Origin of the sequence: Corallococcus macrosporus DSM 14697, from assembly GCF_002305895.1 — a bacterium.
Taxonomy (GTDB): Bacteria; Myxococcota; Myxococcia; order Myxococcales; family Myxococcaceae; genus Myxococcus; species Myxococcus macrosporus.
Window position 1 is genome coordinate 7,384,970 of the sequence record NZ_CP022203.1, and the last position, 15,012, is coordinate 7,399,981.

At 70.5% G+C, this 15,012-nt stretch carries 10 protein-coding genes and 1 pseudogene; 8 read left to right on the forward strand and 3 right to left on the reverse strand.

Annotation, left to right across the window (positions count from 1 at the left end):
* Positions 1-15 precede the first annotated feature (15 nt).
* Both MYMAC_RS38570 and MYMAC_RS29805 read right to left on the reverse strand, forming a co-directional pair.
* Positions 16-645: pseudogene (locus MYMAC_RS38570) on the reverse strand (LysR substrate-binding domain-containing protein); the annotation flags it as partial.
* A gap of 781 nt (positions 646-1,426) precedes the next feature.
* Entirely contained in the window at positions 1,427-3,778 is a 2,352-nt protein-coding gene (locus MYMAC_RS29805) for a hypothetical protein (protein WP_095960525.1), read from the reverse strand.
* 241 nt (positions 3,779-4,019) lie between these two features.
* Between MYMAC_RS29805 and MYMAC_RS29810 the strand changes: the two genes are divergently transcribed.
* From MYMAC_RS29810 to MYMAC_RS29845, 8 genes are all read left to right on the forward strand, one after another.
* Positions 4,020-5,405 (forward strand): sigma 54-interacting transcriptional regulator, encoded by a 1,386-nt coding sequence (locus MYMAC_RS29810; protein ID WP_239989085.1) that lies wholly within the window; start codon positions 4,020-4,022, stop codon positions 5,403-5,405.
* 18 nt (positions 5,406-5,423) lie between these two features.
* Positions 5,424-6,524 carry an ADYC domain-containing protein gene (locus MYMAC_RS29815; protein ID WP_238540040.1) on the forward strand — a complete coding sequence of 367 codons (1,101 nt, stop codon included), beginning with the start codon at positions 5,424-5,426 and terminating at the stop codon, positions 6,522-6,524.
* Positions 6,521-10,276, forward strand: a complete 3,756-nt coding sequence (locus tag MYMAC_RS29820; RefSeq protein ID WP_095961732.1) for a bifunctional serine/threonine-protein kinase/formylglycine-generating enzyme family protein — start codon at positions 6,521-6,523, stop codon at positions 10,274-10,276. Before MYMAC_RS29815 ends, MYMAC_RS29820 begins: the two co-directional genes overlap by 4 nt.
* Positions 10,277-10,454: 178 nt before the next feature.
* Complete coding sequence (locus MYMAC_RS29825; RefSeq protein ID WP_013938170.1) at positions 10,455-10,892, forward strand: hypothetical protein; 438 nt, start codon at positions 10,455-10,457, stop codon at positions 10,890-10,892.
* 307 nt (positions 10,893-11,199) lie between these two features.
* A complete protein-coding gene (locus tag MYMAC_RS29830; protein ID WP_239989086.1) occupies positions 11,200-12,060 on the forward strand; it encodes a DUF6597 domain-containing transcriptional factor in 861 nt (286 codons plus the stop codon).
* 22 nt (positions 12,061-12,082) lie between these two features.
* Positions 12,083-12,436, forward strand: coding sequence for a VOC family protein (locus tag MYMAC_RS29835; protein WP_095960527.1), 354 nt, complete (start codon positions 12,083-12,085; stop codon positions 12,434-12,436).
* Positions 12,437-12,686: 250 nt separating this feature from the next.
* The gene (locus MYMAC_RS29840) at positions 12,687-12,971 is read left to right on the forward strand and encodes a hypothetical protein (protein ID WP_013938167.1); all 285 of its coding nucleotides are present in this window, start codon (positions 12,687-12,689) and stop codon (positions 12,969-12,971) included.
* A gap of 177 nt (positions 12,972-13,148) precedes the next feature.
* Positions 13,149-14,540: an ammonium transporter gene (locus tag MYMAC_RS29845; protein ID WP_095960528.1), complete on the forward strand. Its 1,392-nt coding sequence runs from the start codon at positions 13,149-13,151 to the stop codon at positions 14,538-14,540.
* Here MYMAC_RS29845 and MYMAC_RS38055 read toward each other — a convergent pair.
* Positions 14,473-14,772 carry a GNAT family N-acetyltransferase gene (locus MYMAC_RS38055; RefSeq protein ID WP_239989087.1) on the reverse strand — a complete coding sequence of 100 codons (300 nt, stop codon included), beginning with the start codon at positions 14,770-14,772 and terminating at the stop codon, positions 14,473-14,475. The two genes, MYMAC_RS29845 and MYMAC_RS38055, sit on opposite strands and share 68 nt — an antisense overlap.
* Between the last annotated feature and the right edge of the window lie 240 nt (positions 14,773-15,012).

A 15,012-nucleotide genomic window follows, 5' to 3' on the forward strand; every position in this document is an offset into this window, starting at 1 on the left:
GACGTGATGGTTGCGCAGGTCGTCCAGCGTGCGTGGAGTCCCATGCTGGCGCAGATACGCAGGGCTTGCGCAGTTCATCATGGACGCCTCGCCGATGCGGCGCCCGACGAGCCCCGGCTCGTTGACCGGACATATCCGGAGCACCAGGTCGAACCCCTCGCGCAGCGCCGCCGTGGGCCGGTCACTCGCGCGGATGGCGAACTGAAGCTGCGGATGGCGGGCGAGCAACTCGGGCAGCCGGGGGATGACGAAATCGCGCGCGATGATGACGGGAAGCTCCACACGCACCCGTCCACGCAACACACGCCCCGCTTGAAAGACATCAACAACGCCGCGGTGATGACTCCGCCGAATCGGCAGGCAACCTCGGATGGCCTCGAGCTTCAGTTCGGGACCAACTACCTCGGCCACTTCGCCCCGACCGCCCACCTGATGCCGCTGCTGCGCACCAGCATCGCCGCGCACCCCGGCATCTCTCACACCCAGCTTCTGCACAACGCACCCGGCCGGTGGAGCGCCGCCGGCATCATGCGGACGCTCTTCTGGTTCATGTTCCAGCCCGCGTCGCAGGGCGCGCTCCCCACGCTCTTCGCCGCGACCTCGCCAGAGGCGCGGGGCGGCGTCTATTACGGCCCGGGAAAGCACTCACCGACATCCGCCGGAAGACTCGCCGATCCGAGCGCAAAGGGCGCTCTCCCCGCACGGTGGGCTGCGCCGTTAGATGCAGTGGGTCGCTCAACTGCGCTTCCGGAGAAACGCATGCCCCTACGCTCGTCCGCATTCCTGTTCATCGCCGTTGCCGGTCTACTCGGCTGTCGGGGCAGCCCATCGCAGTGGCCGGAAGGCCACGCGGCAATGACGGACACCTCGCCCACGAAGGTCGAGCCCGCAGTCACCGCGGCATCCGCGCTGGCCGACTCCGCCAAGGCCCTGGCGGGGACCTGGACCTGCCACGGCGATGTGCACGGGCCAGGTGGCGCGAGCCCAAGCGAGGTCACCCTCGACGTCAGGCCCGACCTCGACAAGGCCTGGCTCCGCACTGAGTTCGTGGTGCTGTCCGGTGACTACAAATACAAGTTCACCGCCTACCGAACGTTTGACGCAGCAGCGAGCAAGTGGGTGAACCTCATCGTCGACAACCTGGGCGGTCAGGCCAGCTCCTCGTCCATGGACGGCCACGTATGGCTCGGGGAGGCGAGCGGCCCCATGGGCGAAGTGCGAATCAGGGACACGGAGCGTCTCGTTTCGCCCGGCGTGCTGGAGATGCGTGGCCAGTACTCGCTGAATGGTCAGGACTGGAGCACCGGGTACGAGCTGTCTTGCAAGCAGTGAGCGTCGAACCGCGCGTGCCGGAACCGTCGTCGCGGCCAGGGCGCTGAACGAAGGGCCCTCCCAACTGGCAGGGCCCTGGAGTGGTGCCGTCAGCTCAAGGCTGCAGCGCCTTGCGCTCCTTCGCGCAGACCTGGACCAACTCCAGCATGCTCATGCTGGCGCCGCCGATGTCGAACTTCTGCTGCTTGAAGTCAGGGTATCGGTTCTCGAGGATGCGCCCCTCCGCGATGCAGTCGTTGAGCTGCGAGAGCGCCTCCTTCTTGCGCCCCTTGGCGAGGTGGGCCTTCGCCGCGTCGTAGGCCTTCCGCTGGCCCTCCTGGAACCGGAGCTCCACGTCGACCCGCGTCAGGGGCGCCTGCAGGGCCTCGGCCTTCTGGGCACACTGGGCCATCACCTCCTGGGGCTGGGTGGGGACCCCACCCACGAGCACGTCGACCGCCGCGAGGCTGGCGTTCTCCTTCACCATCCGGGCGCCCTCGTCCTGGCAGTCCCTGAGCTTCTCCGCGGCGCTCGCGTACAGGGCCCTGCGCTTGCGCAGGTCCGCGGAGGACGCGGCGGCCGTCGCCGCCTTGCCCGCGATGTCCAGCGCCTCACCCGTCGTCCGGCGCAGCGCCCTCGCCTGCTTCGCGAACTCGAGCGCCTCGACCATCTTCAGCCAGTCGGCGCGTGAGCGCTCGGCGGCCGCCGCGTAGCTCGCGTCCTGCCGCTCCAGCGCCGCGTGCGTCTCGAACAGCGTCATGACCTCGTCCACGCTCTTCGAGGCGGTCTCGACCTCGGCGTCGGTCGCCGAGATGGCCTTGGCGGCCTCGAGCTTCTCCTGCGTGGTCGCCAGCCGGGCCCCAAGCTGGCTCCGGGCCTCCGCCGCGGCCAGGACAATCTTCCGCCGGGTGATGCGGTCGCCCAGCTCCGCCATGCGCTCCTTCGACTCCCTGGCGTACAGGGCGTAGTCACGGTCCTTCTTGACGAAGGCGGCACCGGCCTCCAGCACCACGCCAATCTGCTTGACGGCGTTCTCCGCCGCCTGGAGCTGCGCCTCCGAGGGCGTCTCCTTCTGGACCTGGGTGACCAGCGCCGCCGCGTTCTTCCGGGCCTCGTCCACCTTCGCGCGCTGCTGCAGCAGGTCGACCTGGTACCGGCGCCGCTCCAGCGTCGCCCGCCCGTCCTTGAGGAGCTGGCGCGCGTCGGCGGCGGCCGGGCTGATGGCGGGGTTCTTCACGTGGACCGTCTCGAGCGTCTTCTCCAGGACGACCATCGCCGTCTTCGCCTCCTCGAACTGCTCGTCGGTCACGGACCGCTTCTCCACGCTCCGCAGCGCCTGGACGACCTCGGCGCGCGCCGCATCGAGCGTGCGGACCTGGAGCGCCACCTCCACCTCGACGAGCGTGTTCTTCACCTCGGTGAGGTACTGGCCAATGGCCTGGCTCCTCGCCGCCTGTGGCTCGTACTTGTCCACCAGCTTCCGGACGACGAACGCCGCCGTCTTCGCCTCGGAGAGCTGCTCGGGCGCGGGCCGCTTCACCCGGAGCGCCTTGGCGGACCGACGGAGCTCTTCATACGCGGGCTCCAGCTCCACCTTGACCCGCGCGACACCCGCCTGCGCCACGAGCTCATCCATCCGGCGCCGGGCCTGGGTGACCTCGGCGCGGGCCTTCTCCGCCTCCGCGCGGTAGCCCTTGTCCTGCGCCTCGAGCGGCCTGCCCTCCTCGAGCTGCTTCTGCAGCGCATCCACCGCCTTGTCGGTGGCCGTGAACTTCTCGTCCGACCACGCCTTGCCCAGCTCGGCGAGCGAGCTCGCCAGGCCCTTGCGGCGCTCGTCCAGAAGGCCCCGCTGCTTCTGCGCCATGATCTGCAGCCACCGCGCGTCGAGCGTCTTCCGGTGACGGGCGAGGGTCGCCTCGACCTCGGTGAGGTACGTGGAGAACGCCGGGTCCTGGCTCTTGAGAGGCCGGCCCTCCTCCGCCAGCTTCTCCAGCGCGTCCACCGCGGCGCGGGCCTCGTCCATCGCCTTGGCGCCAGGGTCCCCCTTGCCGAGCTTCGCCATGCGCTCGTTCAGGGGCGCGAGCGCGCCATCGATGCGCCGGCGGTACTCGAAGATATGGACCTTGGCCCGGCGCTCGTCGACGTACTCCCGCTGCGTCCGGAGCTGCTTGCGCGAAGCCAGGACCAGCTTCGCGTACTCGAGGTCCTCCGTCTCGAAGCTCGCTCCGGCATCGAGCGCGACCTTCAGCGCCTCCACCGCCGCGAGGGCGGCGTCGAGGTCGGCGTTACGTGGCGGCTCCGCTTCAATCCGCTTCACGGCCGCCGCGAGGTCGGCGCGCGCGCGCTCCACTCGCTTCGATGCCTCCGCGATGGACTTCGCCGCGCCAGCCTCGGCAGGCGCGGCGGAGGCCCCGGCGGAAGCGAGGAGGAAGAACCCGATCAACACCAGCCTTGAAGTGCGTACCATTCACGCCAACCTACTACAGCGAGGCGGGAGAACCCGGCGGAGTGTCCGCTCCGCGCCACGCATCGGACAGGATGAAACCCGAGCTGGGAGCGCCGAGAGGGGCCTGGCTCCCGGGCAGGACGTGGAGCCTCACGCGCCCGAAGTTGTCGGTGTGGTGTCGGACGGCAGGCCGCGCGAGAATACGGCATATCCAGCTCTTTCCGGAACCCCTTCCGTTGCAATATGACGGATGGCGGCCGAGATGACCGACGACACCCTCAGCGCCGAGCACGCCCCCTTTATTGAAAGCGGAACCGGAGCGGCGGCGCTCGTCCTTGCCTATACGCGCAACGCCTTCATCGGGGATGAGCGCCGTGGGCTTGGAAGCGGCGCGACGCTCGTGGGGCGTGGCGCGCCCCTCTTCCCCCGGGTCGCCCTGGATGACGCCCGGCTCTCCCGTGGCCATGCGCGCATCGAACACGTCGGGGGGACCTGGTTCGTCGAAGACCTGGGAAGCCACAATGGCACCCGCCTCAATGGACGACCGCTCACGGGACGCGAGCCCCTCGCGTGGGGGGACGTCCTTCGAATGGGGGACACGCTGTTTGTCTTCGCCGAGGCCTCCGAGGCCCCGAATGACGACCAGCGTATCGACGGACTGGTGGGCAGGAGCGCGGCGCTGACGCGGCTGCACCGCGACCTCGCGCGGGCGGCGCGGCATGAGCAGTCGGTGCTCATCCTGGGCGAAACCGGGACGGGCAAGGAGGTGGTGGCGCGCGCGCTCCATGAACTGAGCGGCCGCGCGGGGCCCTTCATCGCGCTCAACTGCGGAGGCGTCGCGGAGAGCGTGCTGGACAGCGAGCTGTTCGGGCATGTGCGCGGCGCCTTCACGGGCGCGGCGGCCTCCCGGGACGGCCTTCTGCGCGAGGCACATGGGGGCACGCTGTTCCTGGATGAGTTGGGGGAGATGCCTCCCATGCTCCAGGTCAAGCTGCTCCGCGTGCTGGAGACGCGGCGGGTCCGCGCCCTGGGAGGAACGCAGGAGGTCCCCATCGACGTGCGGGTGCTCGCGGCCACCCACCGGGACCTCGTCTCCCAGGTGAACGAGGCCGCCTTCCGCGCGGACCTCTACGCCAGGCTCGTCCAGTGGCGCCTCCTGCTGCCCCCCCTGCGCGAGCGCCGCGAGGACATCGCGCCGCTCGCGCGCCACCTGCTCGGCCGCCTGAAGGCCGAAGCCCGGCCCGTCGACGTGGGGCTCGCCGAGGCGCTGCTCCTCCATGACTGGCCGCTCAACGTACGGGGCCTGCTCAACGTGCTCTCCATCGCGGTCATCGCTTCGGACGGAGGACCGCTGAAGCTGGGGACGCAGGTGGCGCACGAGCTGGAGGCGGAGCGGCGGATGCTGGCGGCCAGGCCCCCCGCGCCGCCGTCAGCGGAGGACGGGGCCTCCCAGCCTCCTGCTCCGCGTCCGCCTCGCGCCGTCGAATCCAGCCCCCAGGAGTTGGAGACCCACCTGCGCGCGCACCAGGGAAAGGTCGCGGAGGTCGCCCGGCACCTCGGGTGCTCGCGGCAGCAGGTGTACCGGTGGATCGAGGACTTCGGGCTCGAGCTGGACCACTACCGCGCCCCCCCGCCGCGCCTCAGTTGAGGCTTCCCAGAGGAACCCATGCGTTCTCTCCTTCCCCTGTCGATGATGGCCTTGATGGCGACGCTGAGCGGCAGGGACTGCGCTCCGCCCACGGACTCCGAGCCGCGGGCCCAGGCCACCCCCCTCCAGTGGGAGCACGTCAACCCGCAGGCGCCCAGCCCTACCGGCTGGAGCGGAGTCGATGGCGGCAGCGTCTTCTTCCAGGCACGGTTCGACGGTGGAGCCGGCATCTGGATGGGAAGCGATGGGAGGCCCTACCGAATCACCGAGAGTCCGCCCGCGGACCCGTGCCTGCCCGCGCTCCTTCAAGACGCGGGCGCCCAGCTCAAGCTCTATACCGTGACGGATGCCGTCCTGAACCGCAACGTCTGCGCGGGCAAGGGCTATCACACGCAGAACCCCAATGAATGCTCACCGGACGCGGGTGACTTCTATCAAGGGAAGGCCGTGGTCATCCCCGGCTGCTGGATGCCGGATGGAGGCTTCAACGACGGAGGCGGTGACGCCCCCTGTTTCACCGCGAGCTGCACGACGGGCGCGGTCGGCGTTTGCGCGCACTGGGGATACCTCCCGGACCAGGAGTGGGATGGAGGGCCCCCGCTCGCGCGGCTGTTCCAGGCGTGTGTGCGGGCCGCGCGCGCCGACTACAACGGCGACGGCGAGTCCTTCACGTGCCAGGGCACCTACGTCGACTTCGTCGACGGCCATGGCATCCAGACCCAGGACACCTTCGACGGTGGAGGACTTCCACCCCTGCGCTTCGAGGCCGCCTGGAACGAGCAAGGCGCCCTGCCCTTCGGCGTGATGCCGGACGGGGGAAGTTGTGTGCGGCCGCGCTACGCCCCCGCGCCCCTTTCGAAAATCCGAGGAGCGCCAGGGACGCATTTGACGGCGAGCTACGACTGCCAGCAGCCCGGTGACGCGGGGACCCCCTTGAGGAAGTACTTCGATGGGGGCGTGCCCTTCCTGCTGCTGACCCAGACCTGGAAGAACGAGTACTGCGTCACGGACGATGGGCCGGGGGGCGGGCTCCGCACCCATTGCCCCTCGTGCGACGGGGAGCCCCTGGGGCCAAGGACCTGTCATGGGGGGAGCTGCGCGTCCCCTCCGCGGCCTTGAGCGGCCCCGTCCCGGCGCGCTGGGAGCCGCCCCCGGCGTTCGACGAGTACCGGCTCATCCGCCTGCTGGGCGAGGGGGGAATGGGCCGCGTCTACCTGGCCGAGGACACGGCACTCCAGCGGCGGGTCGCCATCAAGTTCATCGGCGCGGAGCGGTCCGGCCCGGAGCAGCGCGACCGACTCTTCGCCGAGGCCCGGGCGCTCGCCCGTCTCCGCCATCCGAACGTGGTGACGGTGTACCGGGTCTCCGAAGTGGGCGCCCACCCCTATCTGGTGCAGGAGTTCCTCCCCGGCATCTCCCTGAGGGGCCTGCCCGCGCCGCTCCCGCCGGAGCGGGTCCTGGCCATCGCCCTGGGACTGGCACGGGGACTGGCCGCCGCGCACCGCGCGCATGTGCTCCACCGCGACCTCAAGCCGGACAACGTCATGGTGCTCCCGGATGGCGCGGTGAAGCTCGTCGACTTCGGGCTCGCCCTCTCCTGGACGGCTGCTCCGGGGGACGCCGCGCCCGCGCTCCAGCCCACCATCCCCATCGCCGGCACGCGCGGGTACATGGCGCCGGAGGCGCTGCGTGGCGAACCGCCCGGTCCGCGGGGAGATGTCTATGGCCTGGGCATGGTGCTTCACGAGCTGCTGGCGGGCCATCGCCCCTTCGACGAGCCCACCGCGAGCGGAGCGATGGAGGAAGCGGGGACTCCCGAAGCGCGCCCCTCCGGTGCGGAGCCGTCCGGAAGCGGGCTCGGCGACCGCCTGCGCGCCATCATCCTCCGGTGCCTCGAATACGACCCGGCACGGCGCTTCGCCTCCGCCGACACGCTGTGCGCAGAGCTCGAGCGCCTGAAGGAGGACGGCGCCCCAATCCCTGTCCCCCCAGGCAATCCCTATCGCGGCCTCCAGGCCTTCGACGCGGAGCACCGGGGGCTCTTCTTCGGCCGCGGCGCGGAGCTTCGCACCATCCATGAGCGGCTTCGCGCCCAGGCGCTGGTGCTCGTCGCGGGGGACTCAGGGGTGGGCAAGTCCTCGTTGTGCCGGGCGGGCGTGTCGCCGCTCGTCACGCAAGCGGGGCTCGGGGACGGCTGTGCCTACACCGTGCTGTCGCTCATGCCCGGGCGCCGGCCCCTCACGGCGTTGGTTGCCGCGGTGGCGGGCCGGCTCGGCCTGTCCGAGGAGCTGCTGGCGGCCCAGGTGCGGCATGAGCCCGCGGCGATGGCGCGGGCCCTGCGCGCCGCCGGGCCCACGCGGGGCACGCTGCTGTTCATCGATCAGCTCGAGGAGCTGTTCACCCAGAGCGAGCCGGACGAGGCGTCCGCCTTCACGCAGGTGCTCGGGCACCTGGCCATCCTGGCCAGGGGTGTGCGCACGCTGGCCACGGTGCGAGGGGACTACTTCACGCGGCTGGCGGCGCTGCCGGGGCTGGAGGATGAAGTGGCGCGCGCCCTCTTCCTCGTCAAGCCGCTGGGCCCGGAAGGGACGCGCGAGGCCGTGGTCGGTCCGGCGCGCGTGACGGGCGTCGCGTTCGAGACGGAGGCCCTGGTGGACACGCTCGTGGCGTCCTCCGCCCACGCGCCCGGTGGCCTGCCCATCCTCCAGTTCACGCTCGCCGAGCTATGGGATGCACGCGACCGGACGGCTCAGCGCATCCGGGAGGCGTCGCTGGAGGCGCTCGGGGGCGTGGCCGGGGCCCTGGGCCGTCACGCGGATGGAGCGCTGGCGGCGCTGGCCCCCGATGCGCGTCTGGCGGCTCGCGGCCTGCTCTTGCGGCTCATCAGTCCGGAGGGCGCCCGGGTCCGGCGGACCACGCGGGAGCTCGGTGCCGAGGCCTCCGCGAATCGCATCGCGCTGGAGGCCCTGGTCCGGGCGCGGCTCGTCGTGGTCCGGCAGGATGGCGAGGCGCACGTCCACGAGGTGGCGCACGAAGCCCTGCTCGAGGGTTGGTCCACCTTGCGCGGGTGGCTGGAAGCGGCCCGCCAGGAGCGGCAGGTGCTCGAGCGGGTGCGGCTCGCCGCGGCCGGCTGGGAGCGCGCGGACCGCCCCGCCTCGGCGCTGTGGAGCCGGCGTGAGCTCGACGTGGTGAGCGCGGCCGGCGAGCTCGCGCTGACGCGGCAGGAAGCGGCGTTCCTCAAGGCCTCGCGGCGGGCGCTCCGGCGCACCTTCGCGCGGCGCCTGGGGCTGGCGCTGGCCCTGCCCCTCACCGCGATGGTGGCGGGGGGCGCGGCCTGGCTGAAGGGTCGCCACGCGCTGGAGCGCACGGTGCAGGCGCACCTGGATGAAGCCCGGGCGTCCATCACCGAAGCCCGGGCCCACCATGCCGCCGCGAAGGCCGCGCGCGCGGACGCCTTCCAGCGATGGGACGCGCGCGGGGAACGCGCCCTCACCGGCGCTCCAGTCGTCGGAGCCGGAGGCGAGCCGGAGGAGACCTGGGCCGAGGCACGAAAGCGCGATGACCGCGCGGACGACGCCTACCAGCGCGCCACGCAGGCGCTCGACACCGCCCTGCTCCTGGACGGCTCGCGGAGGGAAGCGCGCGGACTGCTCGCGGAGGTGCTGACCGGGCGCATGGAGCTGGCGGAGTGGTTCTTCCGTCCCGGACAGCGGCGCGAGGCCCTGCGCAGGCTGGCGAGCCTCGATGACGACGGCGCCGGTCAACGCCGGTTCCTCGCACCGCCGGTCCTGGACCTCGCCACGGAGCCGCCGGGCGCGGAGGTGCTGCTCCAGCGCGACACGGGCGAGCCCGGAGCGCCCAGTTTGTCCGCAGCCATCTCCCTGGGCCTGACGCCCATCGCGGCGCACGCGCTCGCGACGGGCCCGGGGTCCTACGTCCTCACCTTCCAGGCGCCGGGCCTGACGCGCGCCGTCCTGCCGGTGGTGCTCGCCGCGGGAGAGAACCTCCAGGCGCGCATCCCCCTGCCGCGGGCGGCCGACGTCCCGGAGGGCTTCGTCTACATCCCGCCGGGCCGCTTCCTCTTCGGCAGCAGCGACGACGAGGCGCTGCGGCGCGAGTTCCTCCAGGCGCCCCCGCTCCGGCAGGTGACGACCGGGGGATACCTCATCGCCCGCCATGAGGTGACGTTCGCCGAGTGGCTCGCGTTCCTCGACGCGCTGCCGCCGGACGCGCAGCGGCGACGGACGCCCGGCGTGCGGTCAACGGCCGGCGCGCTGGCGCTCACCCGGGAGACGTCAGGCTGGCGCCTCATGCTGCAGCCCACGCAGCATCCCCTCTACGCGAGCAGCGGCGAGCCCATCCGCTACCCGGGCCGCGACCGCAGGGCCGTGCAGGACTGGTTGCGCTTTCCCATCTCGGCCATCTCTCTGGAGGACGCGCGGGCGTACCTCGCGTGGCTGGACCGCTCCGGACGCCTACCGGGCGCCCGGCTGTGCTCCGAATACGAGTGGGAGCGCGCGGCGCGTGGCGCGGACGCCCGCCTGTTTCCCATGGGCGACGTGCTCGCGCCGGACGACGCGAACTTCGATGAGACCTATGGCCGCCAACCGCTGGGCTTCGGCCCCGACGAGGTGGGCGCCCACCCTGCTTCCGCCAGCCCCTTCGGGGTGATGGACCTGGCCGGCAACGTCATCGAATGGGTGCGGTCGGTGCGCAAGCCCGGAGAGGCGGTGGCCCGTGGTGGGTCCTGGTACTACGACCGCATCTCCAACCGCTCCAATTCGCGAATGCCCAACGAGCCCTGGTTGAGGGACATCCGCATCGGCCTCCGCGTCTGCGCGCCCGCCCCGGCTCCGCGTCACACCCCGTGACGCGGGCCGGAGCCGCACGCGTCCGGACATGTCCGGACATGTCCAGGGCAGGCGCGCGCACGCGGCAGCGCCACCGCCGCCCCGGTAATCACCGCGTCAGCGCGTGCTGGCACGAGGAGTGCTCATGGGGACGCCCGAGCCCATGCAGGGCTCCTCGACCCCCAGAGAGGTTTTACTCATGCAGCAGAGCAAGCTCCTCGGCCTCCTCTTCGTCATTCCCATGCTGATGCTCAGCACCTCCGCCCATGCCTTCAACATCAATGGGACGTACACCTCCGAGAACGGCGAGTTCGTCCTGACGGTCACCCAATCCAGCGACTGGAACGGCACCTTCAGCGGGACCTACTTCACCCAGTTCACCCCGGTCGGGCCGTTGTCCATCCCCGTCTCGGGGACCTTCCATTTCGTCAACAACCCCAACGGCGAGCTGACGCCGCTCGCCCTCACCTTCTCGGCGGTGATGCGGCCTGATGCGGGCTGGCCCTATGCGCTGGTGGACGCCTGGTCGGGCATCCTCATGAAGCCCGGCTACATCTCCGCGACGGGCGTGCGGACCTTCCTGCCCGCGGGGGGCACGGGGGTGATGTCGAGCCTCGGAACCCATACGTTGAACTGACGCCGGGAGCCGCTGGGTTGAAGGCAGGAGGGGCAGTGACGGAGCCAGGCCGCGAGCATCACGAGCGGAGTGGCCGAGCGTCACTGCCTCTCCGTCCGCGATGGCCCGAGGCACAAGCCGACGATGCCGCCGCAGCAGGGGCACCGACCGACGGCCAACGGGCTGAGTGGGGAGCACTTCGTCACGCCTCGCCGCGGTTGGATTTCCGGGAGGCGTCACGTGAAGTGCCGCAAGCGCACGGCCGTAGCAGGGGGACTCCGCATCGGTCGCGGGAGGTGCATCCCGGCTCTGTTACCCTCGCGCGGCCATGATTCTCGCGCGCCAGCCGCGGAGCCCCATGCTGGCTCCTCTCGTGGAATTCCTCTGGACGTATGAAGGGCAGCTCGCCCACGGCTTCGAGCGCGTGCTGCCGTCTGGCCGGATGCAGCTCCTCGTCAATCTTCATGAGGACGTGCTCCGGGACCACGGGCTCGACGGCCGTCTTGCACACAAGACGCGGGGTGTAGCGATTCAGGGCGCCCACACCGCACCGAGAGTCGTCGACACGGCCGGCCAGCGCGCCATCTGCGGGGTGAGCTTCGCCCCCGGGAGTGCGTCGCCATTTCTGGGCATGCCGGCCTTGGAGCTCACCGGGAAGGTCGTCGACCTCCACGAACTCTGGGGGCGTGACGGCGTCCTCCTTCGCGAGCGCCTGCTGCAAGCCCCCACCGCCGAGGCCCGGCTCGACGTGCTGGAGGCGGCGCTGCTCGAACGAGGACGCACGTCCAAGCCTCGCGACGAAGCAGTGGCGGTCGCGTGTTCGCTGTTGGTGGGCGGCGCGAGCGTCCGTGCGGTAGGCGCTCGACTCGGCCTCTCGCCGCGCCGGCTCATCGAGCGGTTTCAAGTCCATGTCGGCATCAAGCCCAAGCTCTTCGCGCGCATCGCCAGGTTCCAGCGCGTGCTCGAATCGGCCGGCGGGGAGATGACCTGGGCCACCTTGGCCGTGGAGCACGGGTTTTCGGACCAGGCCCACCTGGTCCGCGAGTTCAGGGCATTCTCGGGAGCCACGCCCGTCGCGTATCGCCCTCGGTCGGATGAGGCCCCCAACCACGTGCCCCTCGACGAGCGCAATTTCCTTCAAGACGAGGCGGGCTGCCCCGGGGCACCTTGCGCCAATGTCCCCCGATGAATCCCTGCGAGGAGAGGCAGCCGTGAAGGTCCTGCGAATCGTCACCAATGTGAGCGCGGCGAAGCCAGCCGCCGCCCAGCGCTTTTATCGAGACGTCCTCGGGCTCGACGTCCTGATGGATATGGGGTGGATTGAAACCTACGGTTCAAGCGAAACGATGACGGTGCAGATCAGCTTCATGTCGCAAGGGGGCTCAGGCGCCCCCGTGCCTGACATGTCCATCGAGGTCGACGACCTCGATGCCGCCATCGCTCGGGTGAAGAAGGCCGGAATCCCGATTGAGTATGGGCCGGCGGACGAGCCGTGGGGCGTGCGCAGATTCTTCGTGCGCGACCCCTTCGGAAGACTGGTGAACCTGCTCACACATGCCCCGTGAGCAAGGCAGGGCGACCACGAGCCTGAGCGCCACCCCGCCCCGGGACGACAGGCTTCAGCAGAACCAGCCGTTCTGCCCGCCGACCCACGGAGACGTGGGGTTTCTACGTACGCAAAGCACCTGTCCGCCCGCGCGACTGTCAGGGACGCGTCGTATGACTCCGCCTGCCGTCACGCGCGCGGCATGGACAAGCACCAACACCGTGCTCCAGTGTGCGCGGCACCAACGCTCCTGCCCCAGCGAGGAAGTCATGAAGACGAAGTTCGCCGCGGTGCCCCTGGTTGCGTCCCTGCTCGCGTCCTCCGCGGCGTGGGCCGCGGTGACGGTGCGCTACGACAACCGCGATTCGCGCGGCCACACGTGGCCCGTGGTGTGTAGCGGCGTGAAGACGTCGGTCACGTTCGGCAAGAGCCAGACGGCCTCCGTCACCATCCAGGGCTCCGGGCCCTGCACCGTGAAGACGGATGCGGGCACCGTGGTCCTCAAGGGGGGCGAGGACCTGGAAATCAAGGACGGCCGCATCCAGGTGAAGTGAGCTGGCGCCAGCCAGCCGGCCAGCCCCCTGGCGGGCAGTCACGCCTCACGGATCGACAACTTAGCCTTAATCTGGACCAATTTAGATTAGCTGAGCCTGAAATTAAGATAGCGGGAATTGAATCCGGGCCAGGAGCATCGCATACTGCATTGCGTCAGTCTTCCAAGTGGAGGCGCAATGAAGAAGTGGTTGGCGATGGCCCTTCTGGTGGGCGTGGGTGGAGCGGGGTTGCTGGTCGAACCGGCGGCGCAGTTGAAGCAGGGTGGGCCCATCAACACCGCGGACACGGCGTGGATCCTCACGGCGACCGCGCTGGTGCTGCTGATGACGCCGGGCCTGTCGTTCTTCTACGGCGGCATGGTGCGGCTGAAGAACGTGGTGTCCACGCTGCTCCAGAGCTTCATCGCCATGGCGGTCATCAGCCTGCTCTGGGTGGTGGTGGGCTTCAGCCTGAGCTTCGGCGACAGCTTCCACGGGCTCATTGGCGACCCGCGCACCTTCTTCATGTTCAGCGGCGTGGGCGGTGAGACGCACCCGGACCTGGCGCCCACCATCCCGCTGATGCTGTTCGCGCTGTTCCAGCTCAAGTTCGCCATCATCACCCCGGCGCTCATCACCGGCGCGTTCGCCGAGCGCGTGCGCTTCAAGGCGTACGTGCTCTTCATGGTGCTCTTCACGCTCATCATCTACGCGCCGCTGGCGCACTGGACGTGGCACCCGGAGGGCTTCCTGCGGCAGTGGGGCGTGCTCGACTTCGCGGGCGGCACGGTGGTGCACATGTCCGCGGGCTTCGCGGCGCTGTCCGGCGCGCTGGTGCTGGGCCGCCGCAAGGTGCACGTGGAGAACGCGGCGCACACGCCCGCCAACATCCCCTTCGTGATGCTGGGCACGGGCATGCTGTGGTTCGGCTGGTTCGGCTTCAACGCGGGCTCGGCGATGTCGGCCTCGTCGCTGGCCACGCTGGCCTTCGCCACCACCAACACGGCCTCCGCGGCGGCGATGCTGGGGTGGATTGCCTTTGACTGGCTGCGCGGCCGCAAGCCCAGCGCCATGGGCGCGTGCATCGGCGCGGTGGTGGGCCTGGTGGCGGTGACGCCCGCGGCCGGCTTCATCACCGTGGGGCAGAGCATCGTCGTGGGCCTCGTCGCCAGCTTCGTGAGCAACGCGGCGGTGCACCTCAAGAACCGCACCTCCCTGGACGACACGCTGGACGTCTTCCCCTGCCACGGCCTGGGCGGCGTGGTGGGCATGGTGCTCACGGGCGTGCTGGCCAAGGACGTGGGCCTCATCCACGGCGAGACGCGCACCTTCATGATGCACCTGCTCGCGCTGGTGCTGGTGTCGGTGTTCTCCTTCGCCGGCTCGTTCCTGCTCTACAAGGTGGTGGACCGCGTCGTCCCGCTGCGAGTCACCCGCGAGCACGAGGAAGAGGGCCTGGACCTGAGCCAGCACGGCGAAACCGTGGGCGAGTCCGTCATCGCCCCCGTGCCCCAGCCCGCCCTCACCGCCACGGCGGCGGTCGCCACCGGGCCCGCGCCGGGTGGCTCCAGCCTGCCGCAGCCGGCCTGAGCGCCCCCGGGCGCTCGGAGCACAACGCCGCCGCTCGAAGCCTGGGCGGGGCGGACTCGTTGTTCTCCGCCACCTCCAGCACCAGGTGCGTGCAGCCCCGCGTCCGGGCCAGGTGCTGGAGCTGATCCAGCATGAAGCTGCCCGCGCCCCGCCCCTGGTAGTCCGGGTGCACCGCCCGCTCCTCCACGAAGAGCGGCCGAATGCCCCGCTCCTCGAACCAGCGGGGGGTCACCCAGTTGTCGTCCCCGCTGGCCTCGAAGGCGCACTCCGACGAGCTTGAGGAACTCCCAGGTCCGGTTCAGGTCGCGCCTGTGGATACGACGCACTCTGACTTCGAGTAAGTCCGGGGGGTTGGGAGTCTTGGCCCTCGGCATCCGCTCGCCTCCTTGGCAGGCCGCCGATGAGACGCCCAGCCTCGTCGCGTGCCACGACCCGGCTGGGTGCGCTGCGACATCAGGAGGGTTGCCTCCCA

Excerpts from the sequence above, each read along its gene's own strand:
- MYMAC_RS29805 (WP_095960525.1), bottom strand. The coding sequence starts at position 3,778 with ATGGTACGCACTTCAAGGCTGGTGTTGATCGGGTTCTTCCTCCTCGCT.
- MYMAC_RS29810 (WP_239989085.1), top strand. The coding sequence starts at position 4,020 with ATGACCGACGACACCCTCAGCGCCGAGCACGCCCCCTTTATTGAAAGC.
- MYMAC_RS29815 (WP_238540040.1), top strand. The coding sequence starts at position 5,424 with ATGCGTTCTCTCCTTCCCCTGTCGATGATGGCCTTGATGGCGACGCTG.
- MYMAC_RS29825 (WP_013938170.1), top strand. The coding sequence starts at position 10,455 with ATGCAGCAGAGCAAGCTCCTCGGCCTCCTCTTCGTCATTCCCATGCTG.
- MYMAC_RS29830 (WP_239989086.1), top strand. The coding sequence starts at position 11,200 with ATGATTCTCGCGCGCCAGCCGCGGAGCCCCATGCTGGCTCCTCTCGTG.
- MYMAC_RS29840 (WP_013938167.1), top strand. The coding sequence starts at position 12,687 with ATGAAGACGAAGTTCGCCGCGGTGCCCCTGGTTGCGTCCCTGCTCGCG.
- MYMAC_RS29845 (WP_095960528.1), top strand. The coding sequence starts at position 13,149 with ATGAAGAAGTGGTTGGCGATGGCCCTTCTGGTGGGCGTGGGTGGAGCG.